We start from the raw sequence: 14601 nt of genomic DNA on the forward strand, positions 1-14601 counted from the left end.
ACTGGGGAGGTTTAAAGATGGCAGCTTTGGCACAAGCAGCAAGATTAGGGATTGGGCCCTTTGAAAACTCAGTACTAGCAGAACTACGTCCTGATAGAACAGAAGCGGATGTGGAAGTAATCATCCGGGCAGCTTACCGTCAGGTTTTGGGTAATGCATACCTGCTGGAAGGAGAACGACTTGTCAGTGCCGAATCACTTTTGCACCAAGGTTTGATCTCAGTTCGTGGTTTTGTGCGGGCGATCGCTCAATCAGAACTCTATCGGGAGAAGTATTTCCACAACAACTCCCAAATTCGGTTCATTGAGCTAAATTATAAGCATTTATTGGGTCGCGCACCCAACGATGAGTCAGAAATTACTTACCACGTTGAGATTTATAACTCACAGGGGTATGAAGCAGAGATTGACTCTTATATTGACTCACCAGAATATCAAGAGAGCTTTGGCGAAAATATTGTACCCTACTATCGAGGCTTTAAAAGCCAAGTAGGACAAAAAAACGTTGTTTATAGCCGAATGTTCCAACTGTATAGGGGTTATGCCAGTAGCGATCGCGCTCCAGGGCAAAAACAAGGACGCCTAACTTGGGAAGTGGCTAAAAATCTTGCTTCACCCATCTACCCAGTCTCTACAGGAGCCTTGACGGGTGTCTCTACAGGTAATCGTGGAGAAACATACCGGATTCGGGTACTACAAGCTGCTTCCCCGAACTCATCAGTAGTGCGGCGGGGTACAGCAGAATTAGTCGTACCCTACGAGCAACTTTCTAGTAAGTTGCAACAGCTGAATCGTAAGGGCAGTAAGGTGATTAGCATCACACCCGTATAAATGGGAATTGGGGACTGGGAACTGGGAACTGGGAAATCAAAGGACATAGGAGAAGGGACAGGGAGAAGATTTTTCCCAATTTCTAGTACCCAATCCCCGATACCCAATCCCTAGTCACCAGTCACCAAATACTAAGTTACAAAAGGAGAATTACCAATGGCTATTACAACAGCCGCGTCCCGTCTGGGAACAGAAGCTTTTAGTGATATTGCTCCTGCAGAATTGCGATTGAATGCAACTAAAGAAGAGATAGAGACAGTAATTTCTGCCGTCTATCGTCAGTTGTTGGGCAACGACTATTTAATGAAATCTGAGCGGCTTACAAGTGCTGAATCTCTCCTGCGCGATGGTAAGACCACAGTGCAAGAGTTTGTGCGTCAAGTAGCTAAATCAGAACTGTACAAATCTAAGTTTTTCTACAACAGTTTCCAAACTCGCGTAATTGAGCTGAATTATAAACATTTGTTGGGTCGTGCTCCCTATGATGAGTCAGAGGTGATCTATCACTTAGACCTGTACCAAAATAAGGGTTACGAAGCCGACATTGATTCCTATATTGATTCGCCAGAGTATCAGGCTAGTTTTGGTGAAAACATTGTGCCTTACTATCGCGGCTTTCAAACCCAACAAGGGCAGAAAACTGTAGGATTTAGCCGGATATTTCAACTTTATCGCGGCTATGCCAGTAGCGATCGCTCCCAACTCAAAGGTAATTCCTCCCGCCTGGCTGGTGAACTAGGTCGCAATAGTGCTTCCTCTGTTGTTCCTCCCTCTGGTAGTGGTAGCTCAGGCTTTGCCTATGTTGCTCCCGGAAAAGGCGTTACCCCTAACAGCACTTTCGGTGGTGCAGGAACTTTTGGTAAAGAAGGCAGAATGTACCGCGTTGAAGTGGCAGGCGTTTTTGGAGCTGGTTATCCTAGCATCCGCCGTGTCAATCAAGCTGTAATCATCCCTTATGAAGAACTATCTGGTTACTACCAGAGAGTACTCAAGCAAGGTGGTAAAATCGCTAGTGTGAAACCACTTTAGTGTCATTAGTCATTGGTCATTCGTTTGAGACAAAGGACTAATGACAATATTGAATTGGGAATTAATTTATGCTTGGACAAATTATCGGTGGTAGAACTGGTAGCCGCTACTTTCGCTATGAAGTAGTCGGTCTGCGCCAAAGCGAAGAAACGGACAAAGTAGACTATCCCATTCGTTCTAGTGCAACTGTATTTATCACGGTGCCTGAGCACAGGATGAATCAAGAAATGCAACGGATTGTTCGTTTGGGTGGCAAAATAGTCAACATTCAGCCATTGAATGCTGATAGTCAATCAAATAACACACAAAACGCTCCTTCTGAATGAATTCCAGTTCGCAGAATTTTGAAGATTTATCACCGAGAGGTAATGCCGACGGTGAGTCTTTGACAGTGGAGCAGGCGATCGCTAATCTGGAAAGTGCAGATTTAGGTCTGCGATTTTATGCTGCTTGGTGGTTGGGCAGGTTTCGGGTATGTGAAGCTGCTGCTATTACAGGATTGATTAGAGCGTTAGAGGATGAAGCCGACAGGACACCAGAAGGCGGATATCCTTTGCGCCGGAATGCAGCTAGAGCATTAGGAAAACTGGGCGATCGCCAAGCAGTATCACCTTTAATTGCGTGTTTAGACTGCTCAGATTTTTATGTGCGGGAAGCAGCCGCGCAGTCTTTGGAAATGCTGGGCGATCCGGTTTGTATTCCTGCCCTGATCAAGCTCTTAAAAGTAGGCTTACAGGGAGAGCAACTAAGATCACAGCCTGATTTATCTCAACCTTATGATGCGATTCTAGAAGCCTTGGGAACCTTGAGGGCTAGTGAGTGCATCCCTTGGGTCAAACCCTTTCTGGAGCATCCAGTAGAACTGGTGCAATATGCTGCGGCAAGAGCCATGTATCAATTAAGCCAAGAACCAGTTTATGGAGAACGGCTGGTGCAGGCTTTAAATGGTGATAAATTGCAATTACGTCGGGCAGTACTGGCAGACTTAGGAGCGATTGGATACCTACCCGCAGCGGAGGCGATCGCCAAAACTCTGGCAGAAAACAGCCTGAAGCTAATTGCTCTCAAAGGATTATTAGAACATCAAGTGCATCAGACAGCAGCAAGCTCCTTATCAGAAGGTGCTATTAGAATCATGAATTTGATGGACTCGCTATTATAGTCCCATAATTTAAGACTCTGATGGTCTATATTTTTTGAGCAACGTGAAAAGCTGAGAGATACGAAGTCTGGATACTGTTTGTGCAGTTTCTATCTAGAACTTCCCTCAAACTTTCAAACAAAGCATCCCTATTATGTGGGTCTAGCATCCTGTAAGTTGAGAAAGTGCTCAAAAGCGTCAGATAATCATCAATACTATAGGTGACTTTACACGCCAATTGTTCGGACATTAAGCCCTTGAAGTGACCTGAGTCAATGACCTTCTGCCCAAACCCTTTGACGATCTGTTGCTGAGTTTCCTGATCTTCATAGCGTGCCAGAGAAGGAGCCTGAGTTTGATAAACCTCATGCAACTCTTGATAAACTTCATACGGTGGCTGAGGAGTCATATTCCACAGTAAAATCAGAGAACCGTTGTCTTGCAGTGCAGTAGCAGCTTTTGGATAACCAATTTCAGGCGGAATCCAATGAAAAGCATTTGCGGCTAGAACAGCATGGAATCTTTTAGCTTTTAGCTCCCATTCTTCAAATGAAGTATTCTTAATCTCTACAGATGGATACTGTTTACAATTCTGTTGCGCTAGTTTACAAGCTTCCTCACTTGGCTCAAGACAGACCATTGAGAAACCAGATTGAGCAAACGCGATCGTTGCATTCCCAGGCCCACATCCTAATTCAAGAATGATTGCATCTGTAGGAAGTTTTGCTAACTCTACAGCACGACAAATTAGCTCTTGAGGATAGCGCGGTCTGGTTTTATTGTACGCATCTGCTACTCCGCTATACCAGTTTTTTCTTTGTTCCAAGTCTTGACCATAAAATTTTTTCATTTGTTGTTCTAAATCTTTCATAATCTATTTTTAAGACATAACTTAGAGTCCCCTTATTCTATTAAATAGAACCTAAACTCCAGTAGTAAACAATTAACACTTCGTGGCCATAGTGATGATTTTCAAGGTGAGCCTGCGAGAATCATCACTTTGCCTTCTTGCTTATTTCTGGTCTGATATCTTAACTTTAGCTACTGGTTTTCTAGTTGTCGCCTGATGAATCGGAAGCTCAACCACAAATTCTGTGCCTTTGCCAAGTTCAGATTGACAGTAGATCTTGCCATTGTGTTTATCTGTCACAATCTGGTAGCTGATAGAAAGCCCCAGTCCTGTGCCTTTACCGACAACCTTGGTGGTAAAAAATGGATCGAACAGCCGAGAGAGTACCTTTTTATCTATGCCGAGTCCATTGTCAGCAATCCGAATGATAATCCAGTTTTTATTGAGTAGGGAGGTAGAAATTCTGATTACACTGGGGTTTGCAGCAATTATTTCGGGAGTAGCTTGTGCGTTTCTCTCTTCTAGGGCATCAATGGCATTGGACAGCAAATTCATAAATACTTGATTCATCTGACCGGGATAGCATTCTATCAGAGGTAACGTATCATAGTCTTTGCTTACATGAATGGTGAGGCTATCGGCTGAGGGCTTCAAGCGGTTTTGCAAAATCATCAACGTACTGTCGATGCCTTCGTGAATATTTGCTGTCTTAAAGTCGGCTTCATCTAAACGTGAGAAGTTCCGCAAAGAGGTGACAATTTCGCTAATGCGTTCAGTGCCGACCTGCATGGACTGGAATAATTTAGGTAAATCGTCGAATAAAAACTCTATTTCGGCTTTCTGGAAAAACTCTTGGATTTCTGGTGCGACATCGGGATGATAATGCTGATAAAGCGCCACACAGCGAAGCAACTGTTGGGTGTATTGGTGAGCGTGTTCCAAGTTGCCGTGGATGAAATTAATCGGGTTATTAATTTCGTGGGCAACTCCTGCTACCAGTTGTCCCAAGCTAGCCATTTTTTCAGCGTGGATAATTTGCGTTTGAGCATTACGTAGCTCATTTAGTGCCTGTGCGAGCTGATTCGCCTCTTCACGAGTTTGACCCAACAAACTGGATTGTTGGAACAAGTTGGCTTGACGCAGCGCTACACTGAGTTGAGCGGCTACTTGGGTGACAAATTCCAATTCAGCCTCTTCCCAATGACGCGCATGGGTGCATTGGTGAATGCACAATAGCCCCCACAGTTCGTCACCTTCCATCAACGGTACAATAATCTGTGCTTTGACTTGGAATCGCTCAATCACATCCAGATGAGGCACTTTGGAGCCAACGCTGTTGACATCAGACATCACTTGCACTTGCCCTTGACGATATTGGGGTGCGTATTGGTCGCCAAAGCAATAGTCTTGCACCTTCACAGCGAGGGCAGAGTCGAACGTGGGTAGCACATCTTCAGCAATAAATTCACCACTGCAAAAACCCACATTAGGGTCAAAGCGGAAGATGCCGACTCGATCTGCTTGTAGCGATCGCCGCACTTCCTGTACCGTGGTTTTAAAGATTGTCTCCAAATCCAACGATTCCCGAATTTTAACGACCAGATCAAATAAAATCCGGCGTTGTTCAGCCGATTGGTGCAGTTCATCAGCGCGAGTTTGGATTTGGGCCACCATTTCAGAACCTTGCAGTGCCACTCCGAGTTGGCTGGCAACTTGTCCCAAAAATTCCACTTCCACCCTATCCCACTGGCGCGGTGCAGAATGTTGATAGGCAGCCAGCAATCCCCACAGATTCCGTCCCACAAAAATTGGGGTCAACGCATAGGCACGAATCTTAAACTGCTCTAAAACATCTAGGTGACAGCGCGAGTGTCCGGCTTGGTAGATATCTTCTACAGCAAAATTTTCGTTGTTGCGGTAGCGTCCGCCTTTGGTTTCTTGCAGGTGGGTATCCTCCCAAACTAGATTTTTGCCAAACGGATTGATGCTGTCCCACTGTGCCTCAACCATGCCGAAATGGCTGACAAATTCGCCACTCCAGTCTGCATTAAAGCGATAAACACCGACCCGCTCAACTCGCAGCAATTTACACACTTCCTGGCAACTGGTTTTCAGAATCAAATCAATATTTAAAGAGGAGCGAATTTTCCCGACCACTTCAGTCAGCGCCCTTTGCCGAGCGATCGCATCTTGTAGGGCAGTTGCCTGTTGTTTCGACTGAGCCAAATTCTCGGCTTGCTGAATCGCTACTCCCAATTGTGCCCCCACCTGTCCGAGGAACTCAACTTCGTAATTTGCCCATTGGCGCGGCCCAGAGTGTTGATAGGCTGCCAGCAATCCCCATAGTTTTGGCCCAATGAAGATAGGCACTAAGGTATACGCCCGAATCTTGAATTGCTCCAAAATATCTAGGTGACAGCGCGTGTGTCCGGCTTGGTAGATGTCGTTGACAGCAAAACTTTCGTTATTGCGGTAGCGCCCACCTTTCGTTTCTTGGAGGTGGGTATCTTCCCAAACCAGACTTCTGCCAAACGGATTGATTCTATTCCATTGCGCCTCTACCATGCCGAATTGGCTAACAAATTCGCCGCTCCAGTCTTCATTGAAGCGATAAACTGCTGCTCGCTCTAACTTCAGGAGTTTGCAGAGTTCCTGACAGGCAGTGTCTAGAATAATTTCGGTGTTCAAAGACGAGCGAATATTTCCTACCACTTCCGTTAAGGCACGTTGCCGCGCGATCGCATCTTGCAGTTCTGCTGTGCGTTGTTTGGTTTGTTCTAATATTTCTGCCTGCTGCATTCCCACGCCGAGATAGCTTGCGGCTTGCGCTAAAAATTCGACTTCGTGAGGACACCATTGCCGGGGAGCGGAGTGTTGATAAGCTGCCAGCAAGCCCCACAGTTTTGCACCAACGAAAATCGGGGCGATCGCATACGCTCGAATCTGAAATTGTTCTAACACCTCAATATGACAGCGAGCGTGTCCTGCATCGTAAATATCAGCTACGGCAAACGGTTCATTTTTGCGATATCGCCCTCCCTGAGTTTCTTGCAAATGCGAATCTTCCCACACCAAGTCCTGCCCAAAGGCAGTCAGTGTATCCCAGGGTGGTTCTGCAAAGCCAAAACGATTGATGAAACTACCACTCCAGTCAGGCTTAAAGCGGTAGATTGCAACTCGCTCAATCTTCAATTGCCGACAAATATCTTGACAAGAAGTCGAACACAGCGATTCTAGATTTACAGATGCGCGAATCTTAGCCAGAATTCTCGCCAAGATTTTTTGGTGATGAACCGCCAGCTCTAGCTGTTTGTGACACTCTTGCAAGAGATTTGACGTTTCATGATTATTATTTATTGTCATAAGGTGCAGGGAAAATAAAATATCTACTTTTAGTGTTCCCTTGTTTGTTTTTGCAATCACAGATTGAAACGAAAACTGAGTCTGCTTTAGGATTACCTAGAAAACTCCAATAAGCTACAATTGGCTGACAACTAATGACTATTGAAAAATTATTATGAATGATCATGCTCTTGCTCAAAAACTAATCCATGCAGTAGAAGCAGCAGATTCTTCAGATAGCTTATTAGATGCAGTCAAGCAGTTAGCAGCAGCCGGTATAGAAGAATCTGTTCCTACTCTGATTGCAGCTTTAGGGTACAACAATCCGGGGGCTGCGGTGGCTGCGGTGGATGGACTGATAGCGATTGGTGAAGTCGCAGTGCAGCCACTATTGGAACTAATTGATAACTACAACTATGGGGCTAGAGCCTGGGCAATTCGTGCCTTAGCGGGTATTGGGGATTTCCGGGCACTGGATACTTTGCTAGAGGCAGCAAAAAACGATTTTTCCTTAAGTGTACGGCGGGCAGCTGCCAGAGGATTGGGCACTTTACGCTGGCATCAAGTACCACCTGAACAAGTACAATCTGTTCAGACGCAGGTACTAGAGGCATTACTACTAATCTCTCAAGACCCAGAGTGGGTAGTGCGCTATGCAGCAGTAACCAGTTTAGAAACACTAGCAATATTAATAGCAATCATACCTGAGCAAGTATCGCGCATTACAGAGCGATTTCAGCAAATGATTGATACAGACGCAGATCTCGGAGTTCGCACCCGTGTAAGGCTGGCACAGCAACAAATTCAACAGCAACCTCAAGAAGTATTGATACCTAACAAAAAGCTAGAAGGTGCTAAAGTGCCGTATCGTGGCGGTGGTAGGCGTTAATATTTAATACTGGGTCTAGTTTTTGCGTCGATGTGAAGATTAGTCTGTAGTTTCTTTATTAGCTGCATATTGTGTTAAGTGGAGATTAGACCCAGTGACTTTTTCATGTCAGCATATATCAACTATAAAATCTCTAGATTAGGCATCAATTTGTTTAGTAAAGTTAGTTAAGTAAGATTAGATGATGGTGTAAAAACTTGATGAAAATAGAAAGATATCAAGGATTGGATACTTTAAAAGCTATTAGTATTATTTTGGTTTTATTTTGGCATTTGCAACCAGTTAGATTTGTTGCAAGAAATGATAACCATACGCTTGTAAATTTTCTTGACAGCTTGGTTGAAATCTTTAATTGGCAATTAACTCTTATTGCGATTCCCATATTTTATATTGTTTCTCTTTATTTATTTTTTCAGAAATTTCATAATAGAAACTCTATCAAAAAAATCCTGATAAAGTTATCTAGTGTATTTCTCTTTTGGTCAGTAATAAAAATTATATTTGCTACTATCATAAGTTCTAAATTTCCAGATTTATCTTGGGAAGTTATTGTAGGGATAGAGCCAGTTCTACCTTTAGTAGGCGATTCAGTTCTCTTTTTCCTTTTCAATTTGATTATTTTAATTACTTTAGCTTATTTCTACCAAAGGTTGAATTCCAATCATCAAAAATTATTATCTTACATAATCGTAATATTTTCTTTGCTATTGTTTGAGTTAACTAGCTTAACAAAATTTTCTGTACCTTACTATTATCTGAGAAATTTTCTGATTTATATCCCCGTAGCTTTTGCATTAGTTAACCATACAAATAAAATAGTAAAATTTAAATTTTACTACTTAGCTGCATACATCTTATTTTCTCTGCATGACATCTGTTTACGTCATTACAACTATTCTCCAGGAATTTATAGCAGAATTTCTGTGGTTTGTGGAGCGTTAACTTTATTCTGCTTTATTCATACATTAAAAATAAAAGATAATTGGTTCACCCAAAAAGTAGCGAAATATTCGCTTGGTTTATTTGTATTACATCAGTACTGGCAGTATTTGTTTATTTTGTTAATTATAAATTATCCAGTTAGCATAAATATTGGAATACCTTTTAATATATTATTTTTCATAGTAGGGATATTAGTAGTATTTTCTACAGTGGGAACAATTGCTCTGTTAAAGTTAACTAATTTAAAGCAGTTTGTTTCCTAGATGTTATCGCTGGTTTTGCTATTAAATAAATCAATTACTTTTCTTTATTTCCTCTGAGATTCCCAGTTGTCAAGGATGTAAATTTCCGCCTTGAGATTTGCTCTGGCAAATTGTTCCGCAACCTCGAACATAAAATCTGTAAAATAGATTTGCGATCGCTGCAAAAATCGCTCTAAAACCTGCCGCCGGCCTGTGATGTACTCTACTTCTGACACCCATGCATATTCTTGGCGAATGGCTTGGACGTATTCTCGATAATAGACTGGGTTAGCAGCCAAAATCGCTAAGTCTGCATCAAGTAGAACTTGGCTATCATAGTCATCCACAACAGCTTGATGGTATTTGGTGCTTAGAATCAGATGGGTGACATGAGCTATAGTACTTGCCGGAATACCCAAATTACTCAGCAATTCACAAGCATAGTTTGCGCTTTTTTCCTCATTATCTTTAGCCTGAGTGTCATACACTACATCGTGAAACCAAGCAGCGAGTTGAATAGCAGCTAAGTCTTGAGTGTACGCTTGCAAAGTCTCAATTGTGCTGAGAACATAGGCAATGTGTTTTAGTGTGTGGTAGTGGCGATTGGGGTTAGAGTAAGCTTCAGTCAGATGAGTAAAAGCTTTCTTTGCTGCTACTTGATCAACGCCAAAGAGTTGGAGTGTGTGTTGCCAACTAGAAAGTAAACTAATGATCGGTTTTTGTGTAAAGTTCACGGCATCACACTAGTGGTTTATTGGTGTGGCGATCGCACGCTAAAAACTCTGGCAAAAATTCTGCTTGAATTATCTTGTGTTCATCTGTGGTTTCATTTCAAAGATATCGAAGTTGTGCAAGATATCTCTATTAAGTTCAATAATTCTTATGATGACAAAAGTTGCACCCGCAGTTGTAGTACTAGGTCAAAATAGTGTAGCAATAGCACGCAAAATAATCAGCGTCTTGCCAGAAGCAACGCTATACGGTTTGGCGGGTCGCACGTCTGGGGTTGATGTCAGCTTCACAAATTTTGGCGAAACGCTACGGGAGTTATTCGCTCAAGGAACGCCGCTGATTGGTATTTGTGCTGCTGGCATTCTGATTAGAACCCTAGCCCCCATGCTCTCGGATAAACGACAGGAACCGCCTGTGCTAGCTGTAGCTGAGGATGGTAGTGCTGTTGTTCCCCTCTTGGGTGGACTCAATGGGGTAAACGACTTAGCACGCCACATTGCCGAGGTACTGGATGTTCTACCAGCAATCACAACTACAGGTGACTTGCGTTTTCGCACAGCACTATTGTCTCCTCCTGCTGGATACCATTTAGCAAACCCAGACCATGCTAAGAAATTTATCTCAGATTTACTAGCTGGGGCGCAAGTGAATTTTGAAGGTAGAGCAGCTTGGTTGAGCAATAGTCAACTGCCTATTGACCCTAACGGAGATTTAACCATTCAGATCACAGAACGCTTGGTGACTCCTACAGCCAACTGTCTAGTCTTTCACCCGGCAACTATCGCGATCGCCATTAGCGACATCATTGGCTGTGAAAATGAAGCAATCACTCTAGTGCAGCAGTTACTAGTTGATGCTGAACTTGCACCCGCATCCGTCGCCGGGATCTTTGCACCCATCAGCGCCGCTAGCGACCCAGCTATTCATGCCGTTGCTAGAGCCTTGGAAGTGCCTACTCGCTTTTTCACCCCAAATCAACTAAAAAGTTTATTGTCACAAGGTTATAGCCCCGCCCAGGCAGCAGCGATCGCCGCCACAGGTACATCCCCCCTTCTTCCTGTCTCTGTTTCTCCTCACCTTGCGATCGCCATTGCCCCCGAACCAATTGACCCCAAAACTATAGGTCAGCCACGCGGGCGGTTAGCGATTATTGGCACGGGCCCAGGTGCATCAGAGTGGATGTCTCCTCAAGTAAAAACAATACTCAAATCAGCAACAGACTTAGTAGGTTACAAAACTTACCTAGATTTAGTTGGTTCTTTGGGTGATGGCAAGCAACGACATGAGTCCGACAACCGGGAAGAAGAAGCGCGAGCCAGGATGGCGCTTGATTTAGCAGCAGCAGGGCGATCAGTAGCGATAGTTTCTTCTGGCGACCCTGGTATCTATGCGATGGCAACAGCAGTTTTTGAAGTACTTGATCGCGATGCCAAACCCGAATGGGACAGCATCGACATTCAGGTTGCACCAGGTATCTCCGCTATGCAAGCGGCGGCGGCAGCGATTGGCGCTCCCCTTGGACATGATTTCTGTGCTATTTCTCTTTCAGATATCTTAAAACCTTGGTCAATTATTGAACAACGAATAGCCGCTGCTGCCCAAGCTGATTTCGTAATTGCCTTCTATAATCCTGTTTCCAAAGAGCGGACTTGGCAATTGGCACAAGCCATAAATATTTTGCTGCAATATAGAACACCAGATACACCAGTAGTGCTGGCAAAAAATCTTGGCAGACAAGGACAAACAGTCAAGGCGATCGCTCTTAGTCAATTAACACCAACAGCAGCCGATATGCGAACAATTATTCTCATCGGTTCAACAAAAACCCGAACAATCAACCGCAGTGATGGTAGTCTCTGGGTTTATACACCGCGTCGATATACTGACTAATAGGCATGGTAGGCAACTCAGCTTCAGAGAATTACGCAAAAATTGCCATTCAGAATCTAAATATCTCCTAACTTCTTTGAGTAGGTGTATTTCATTCATTTAAAAATGGCTATAAATAAAACCCCAGGAATGAATTTACACTCCTGGGGCTGTTATACCTGACCACATTTACCTTTTTAATTGAAAAATATGCTAAATTCTCAAGTCTGAAAGACATAAATATCTGAATTTAGTCCGAAATATTTATTGTATAAAGTAATAAGTTTATGTTAATCTAAGTTGCATTTATTATCATTTATAATTTATACAAATTTATTAAAAAACATTACTATTTTAATAGAAAAAAGCCTTTTGATATTTAGGACAAGAGATATAATTCAAGTAATTATGTCTAATAATTTAATTGAATAGACTTGATTTTTCCGAGTTAATAATCAACAATAAAAGCATCATGTTCTATACATGATTGTAGCCGATAAAAGTGACAGAAGCCCTTACTTTAGTCCGCGAAAGCGGACTTTATTTATATAAAATATAGTTTTTGTGCAAAGGTGGTAGAGAGCGTGAAATCAAATAAGTAAATATATAATACTTGCTTGATTTATAGACACTCTGATTTAAATACAATAAGCAGTAGCAATACAAATGCCATTTTGCTATTACGAACAATCAACATCCACGTAGTTTAAACCAACAATAAAATTTCTCAAGCTCCAAGATACATTCAATTTTGGAGCTTTGTACGTGAGATATATAAATTTATCTGTCTGAAAAACTCCCAACAATAATCATATTTCTCAAGACATAAAGCAGAGATTTATGTCTGCTCAAAACAAAGTTTTTAAATAAAATTTATTTTTTGTTGTTTATAAAAACTTTGAAAATAGAATTTAATAAAGACCTGTTTAAAGTAATTTTGTCCAAATAATTAATTATGTGCAATTGATTCTGTAAAATTTATTTTAAACAATAAAAATATGCATAGGCGTAGCCAGATGTAGACATCACTTTTGGCAGTAAATGATTAGCAACGCTGGGAAAAGCTGCAATCCGCACAAATATCTTAATTAGAGATATAAACCAAAAAGACATTCCCATTCTTATGGAAGGAAACTACTCCCACCTGCCTAACGGCTGAAGTGGGAGCGCCTCAGTTGTCCTAAGAATATCAAAACAGCTTAACTTTCAACATAACAACATCTTGATTTCTGCTTGCAAGTCTACTTTTGTTAAAGTTAAGGTAATTTACTTAGCGGAGTCGATAAACCGTCAATACTGACGAGGTTTTTCCGTTGTTGATAGTCACGAACTCCCTGTTCCCCTTTTTTGATTGCCCAGTTTACTATAGTCTGGCGTTGACCTTGATATTCATAAAGTGGTACACCCAAACCACAGGAGGTTTGCACTTTCTCGATATCAACGACGATTATTTGACGAGTTCCTGGTAGCGGCGAAAAGAGAGAGTACAAGGCGTTCCAATCAGGGGAACTTGTCAAAATCGTGCGTCCCTGGCCGTAAAGTCGTAGAATACACGGAGGTTCCTTAAAAGCGCAAAACATCAAAGTGATCCGCCCATTTTCTTGCAGATGTGCTGAGGTTTCATTGCCGCTACCTGTAAGATCTAGATAAGCTACCCGGTTAGGCGAGAGGATGCGAAAGCAATCCAATCCTTTGGGAGATAAGTTAATGTGACCCGTAGGACTCAGAGGTGCAGAGCCAACAAAAAAAAGGTGTTGGGCGGTAATAAACTCTTGCAGTTCCTCAGTAATACAGTCAAAAAATTTAGCCATAGACTGTCTGATTTATATTTGCAAATTTCCCATCTTCTCAGCCTAGGCCTTCACTAGATATCTAGCAAGGCCTAAATGCCGACTGACCAGCACAGTGCTGAGTGCTGAGTCCTGAGTATCGAGTGCTGAGTTGAAAGTAAGGTTTTAAACCCTCCGTTCGCGTAGCGTCCCGTAGGGAAGTTCTGTTCGCCTTAATCGCGTCTACGCTTGTAGTGGCTAACGTAGGTAGGAACTTCGATTTGAGAGGGTAAACGCGAATCTGCAATTGTTGCTGTGGCTGTTAATTGCAAGGGAATTTCTCCAGCCCATACTAGCAGATCATAATCAGCGGCATCATCATTAGGCCCACCAGTACGGACTTTTGCGGAAGCTTCAACTAGAGGTAAAGATAGCACTGAAGTTCCAGCCAACTCGCTACGACTAGGCGATCGCTTCTTATCTTTCTCGCTCTAGAGCGGTAAAGTGTAAATCTAGTTTATTGGAACAACACGCCCTTACAGATTTTATTACCAAAAGACATTTAGAACGCCATATCAGGCGGATGCGATCGCTCTATGACCAACGGCGTCAAACCTTGGCGCAGTCCTTAGTTTCCCACTTCGGTGAAAAAGTCAAAATCCTAGGGGAAAATGCCGGAATGCATCTAATGGTAAAAATAAATACAACCCTGAGTGATGAAGAAATAATCCAGCGTGCTGCACTAGCTGGCGTGGGTATTAATGCTGCATATCTTTATTACTTAAAAGATAGCCCTGGTAGTGAATTTGTTTTAGGTTACGCTGACATCGACGAGGAGCAAATAAAAGAAGGAGTTCGGCGATTGGCTGATATCGTGTTCAGTTGAAGACTGATCACTAAGAACCCAGGGGAGTGAGGCACAAGGAGGACAAGGGGAATAATTACTGACTCTTTTTCGACTGCTAT

The 14601-nt window shown here is 42.7% G+C and carries 11 protein-coding genes and 2 pseudogenes; 8 read left to right on the forward strand and 5 right to left on the reverse strand.

All coding sequences use genetic code 11. The features are described from left to right. The first annotated feature begins 17 nt into the window (after window positions 1-17). The 4 genes and pseudogenes from HCR01_RS12990 to HCR01_RS13005 all read left to right on the forward strand — a co-directional run bounded on the left by HCR01_RS12990 (window position 18) and on the right by HCR01_RS13005 (window position 3021). Complete coding sequence (locus HCR01_RS12990; RefSeq protein WP_193196586.1) at window positions 18-830, forward strand: phycobilisome linker polypeptide; 813 nt, start codon at window positions 18-20, stop codon at window positions 828-830. A gap of 156 nt (window positions 831-986) precedes the next feature. Further along, complete coding sequence (locus tag HCR01_RS12995; RefSeq protein WP_193196587.1) at window positions 987-1859, forward strand: phycobilisome linker polypeptide; 873 nt, start codon at window positions 987-989, stop codon at window positions 1857-1859. Between the two features lie 68 nt (window positions 1860-1927). Continuing rightward, a pseudogene (locus HCR01_RS13000) lies at window positions 1928-2158 on the forward strand (phycobilisome linker polypeptide); the annotation flags it as partial. A 23-nt stretch (window positions 2159-2181) separates the two neighbouring features. Beyond that, a complete protein-coding gene (locus HCR01_RS13005; protein ID WP_193196589.1) occupies window positions 2182-3021 on the forward strand; it encodes a HEAT repeat domain-containing protein in 840 nt (279 codons plus the stop codon). Between the two features lie 25 nt (window positions 3022-3046). Here the strand turns inward: HCR01_RS13005 and HCR01_RS13010 are convergent, their stop codons facing one another. Then, entirely contained in the window at window positions 3047-3871 is an 825-nt protein-coding gene (locus tag HCR01_RS13010) for a class I SAM-dependent methyltransferase (RefSeq protein WP_193196590.1), read from the reverse strand. A gap of 141 nt (window positions 3872-4012) precedes the next feature. Then, the gene (locus tag HCR01_RS13015) at window positions 4013-7213 is read right to left on the reverse strand and encodes a GAF domain-containing protein (RefSeq protein WP_193196591.1); all 3201 of its coding nucleotides are present in this window, start codon (window positions 7211-7213) and stop codon (window positions 4013-4015) included. Window positions 7214-7367: 154 nt separating this feature from the next. On the opposite strand from HCR01_RS13015, the gene HCR01_RS13020 reads away from it, so the two are divergent. Together HCR01_RS13020 and HCR01_RS13025 are read left to right on the forward strand one after the other, a co-directional pair. Next, complete coding sequence (locus HCR01_RS13020) at window positions 7368-8081, forward strand: HEAT repeat domain-containing protein (RefSeq protein WP_193196592.1); 714 nt, start codon at window positions 7368-7370, stop codon at window positions 8079-8081. A 200-nt stretch (window positions 8082-8281) separates the two neighbouring features. Beyond that, on the forward strand, window positions 8282-9286 hold the full coding sequence (locus HCR01_RS13025) for an acyltransferase family protein (RefSeq protein ID WP_193196593.1): 1005 nt from the start codon (window positions 8282-8284) through the stop codon (window positions 9284-9286). Window positions 9287-9330: 44 nt separating this feature from the next. On the opposite strand, the gene HCR01_RS13030 is transcribed toward HCR01_RS13025, so the two are convergent. Continuing rightward, window positions 9331-9999: a hypothetical protein gene (locus HCR01_RS13030; protein ID WP_193196594.1), complete on the reverse strand. Its 669-nt coding sequence runs from the start codon at window positions 9997-9999 to the stop codon at window positions 9331-9333. A gap of 148 nt (window positions 10000-10147) precedes the next feature. On the opposite strand from HCR01_RS13030, the gene cobJ reads away from it, so the two are divergent. Continuing rightward, window positions 10148-11887 carry a precorrin-3B C(17)-methyltransferase gene (cobJ, locus tag HCR01_RS13035; RefSeq protein ID WP_193196595.1) on the forward strand — a complete coding sequence of 580 codons (1740 nt, stop codon included), beginning with the start codon at window positions 10148-10150 and terminating at the stop codon, window positions 11885-11887. Window positions 11888-13122: 1235 nt separating this feature from the next. Here the strand turns inward: cobJ and HCR01_RS13040 are convergent. Continuing rightward, the gene (locus HCR01_RS13040) at window positions 13123-13677 is read right to left on the reverse strand and encodes a pyridoxamine 5'-phosphate oxidase family protein (protein WP_193196596.1); all 555 of its coding nucleotides are present in this window, start codon (window positions 13675-13677) and stop codon (window positions 13123-13125) included. A 191-nt stretch (window positions 13678-13868) separates the two neighbouring features. Beyond that, window positions 13869-14108: pseudogene (locus HCR01_RS13045) on the reverse strand (pyridoxamine 5'-phosphate oxidase family protein); the annotation flags it as partial. A gap of 47 nt (window positions 14109-14155) precedes the next feature. Here HCR01_RS13045 and HCR01_RS13050 point away from each other — a divergent pair. Then, window positions 14156-14521 (forward strand): hypothetical protein, encoded by a 366-nt coding sequence (locus tag HCR01_RS13050; protein ID WP_226889304.1) that lies wholly within the window; start codon window positions 14156-14158, stop codon window positions 14519-14521. Window positions 14522-14601: the final 80 nt, after the last annotated feature.

This window comes from Nostoc sp. MG11 (assembly GCF_014904695.1).
GTDB lineage: Bacteria > Cyanobacteriota > Cyanobacteriia > Cyanobacteriales > Nostocaceae > Komarekiella.

What these genes read in the sequence shown, in the direction of transcription:
- HCR01_RS12990 (WP_193196586.1), top strand. Translation starts at nt 18, where the DNA reads ATGGCAGCTTTGGCACAAGCAGCAAGATTAGGGATTGGGCCCTTTGAA.
- HCR01_RS12995 (WP_193196587.1), top strand. Translation starts at nt 987, where the DNA reads ATGGCTATTACAACAGCCGCGTCCCGTCTGGGAACAGAAGCTTTTAGT.
- HCR01_RS13005 (WP_193196589.1), top strand. Translation starts at nt 2,182, where the DNA reads ATGAATTCCAGTTCGCAGAATTTTGAAGATTTATCACCGAGAGGTAAT.
- HCR01_RS13010 (WP_193196590.1), bottom strand. Translation starts at nt 3,871, where the DNA reads ATGAAAGATTTAGAACAACAAATGAAAAAATTTTATGGTCAAGACTTG.
- HCR01_RS13015 (WP_193196591.1), bottom strand. Translation starts at nt 7,213, where the DNA reads ATGACAATAAATAATAATCATGAAACGTCAAATCTCTTGCAAGAGTGT.
- HCR01_RS13020 (WP_193196592.1), top strand. Translation starts at nt 7,368, where the DNA reads ATGAATGATCATGCTCTTGCTCAAAAACTAATCCATGCAGTAGAAGCA.
- HCR01_RS13025 (WP_193196593.1), top strand. Translation starts at nt 8,282, where the DNA reads ATGAAAATAGAAAGATATCAAGGATTGGATACTTTAAAAGCTATTAGT.
- cobJ (WP_193196595.1), top strand. Translation starts at nt 10,148, where the DNA reads ATGATGACAAAAGTTGCACCCGCAGTTGTAGTACTAGGTCAAAATAGT.
- HCR01_RS13040 (WP_193196596.1), bottom strand. Translation starts at nt 13,677, where the DNA reads ATGGCTAAATTTTTTGACTGTATTACTGAGGAACTGCAAGAGTTTATT.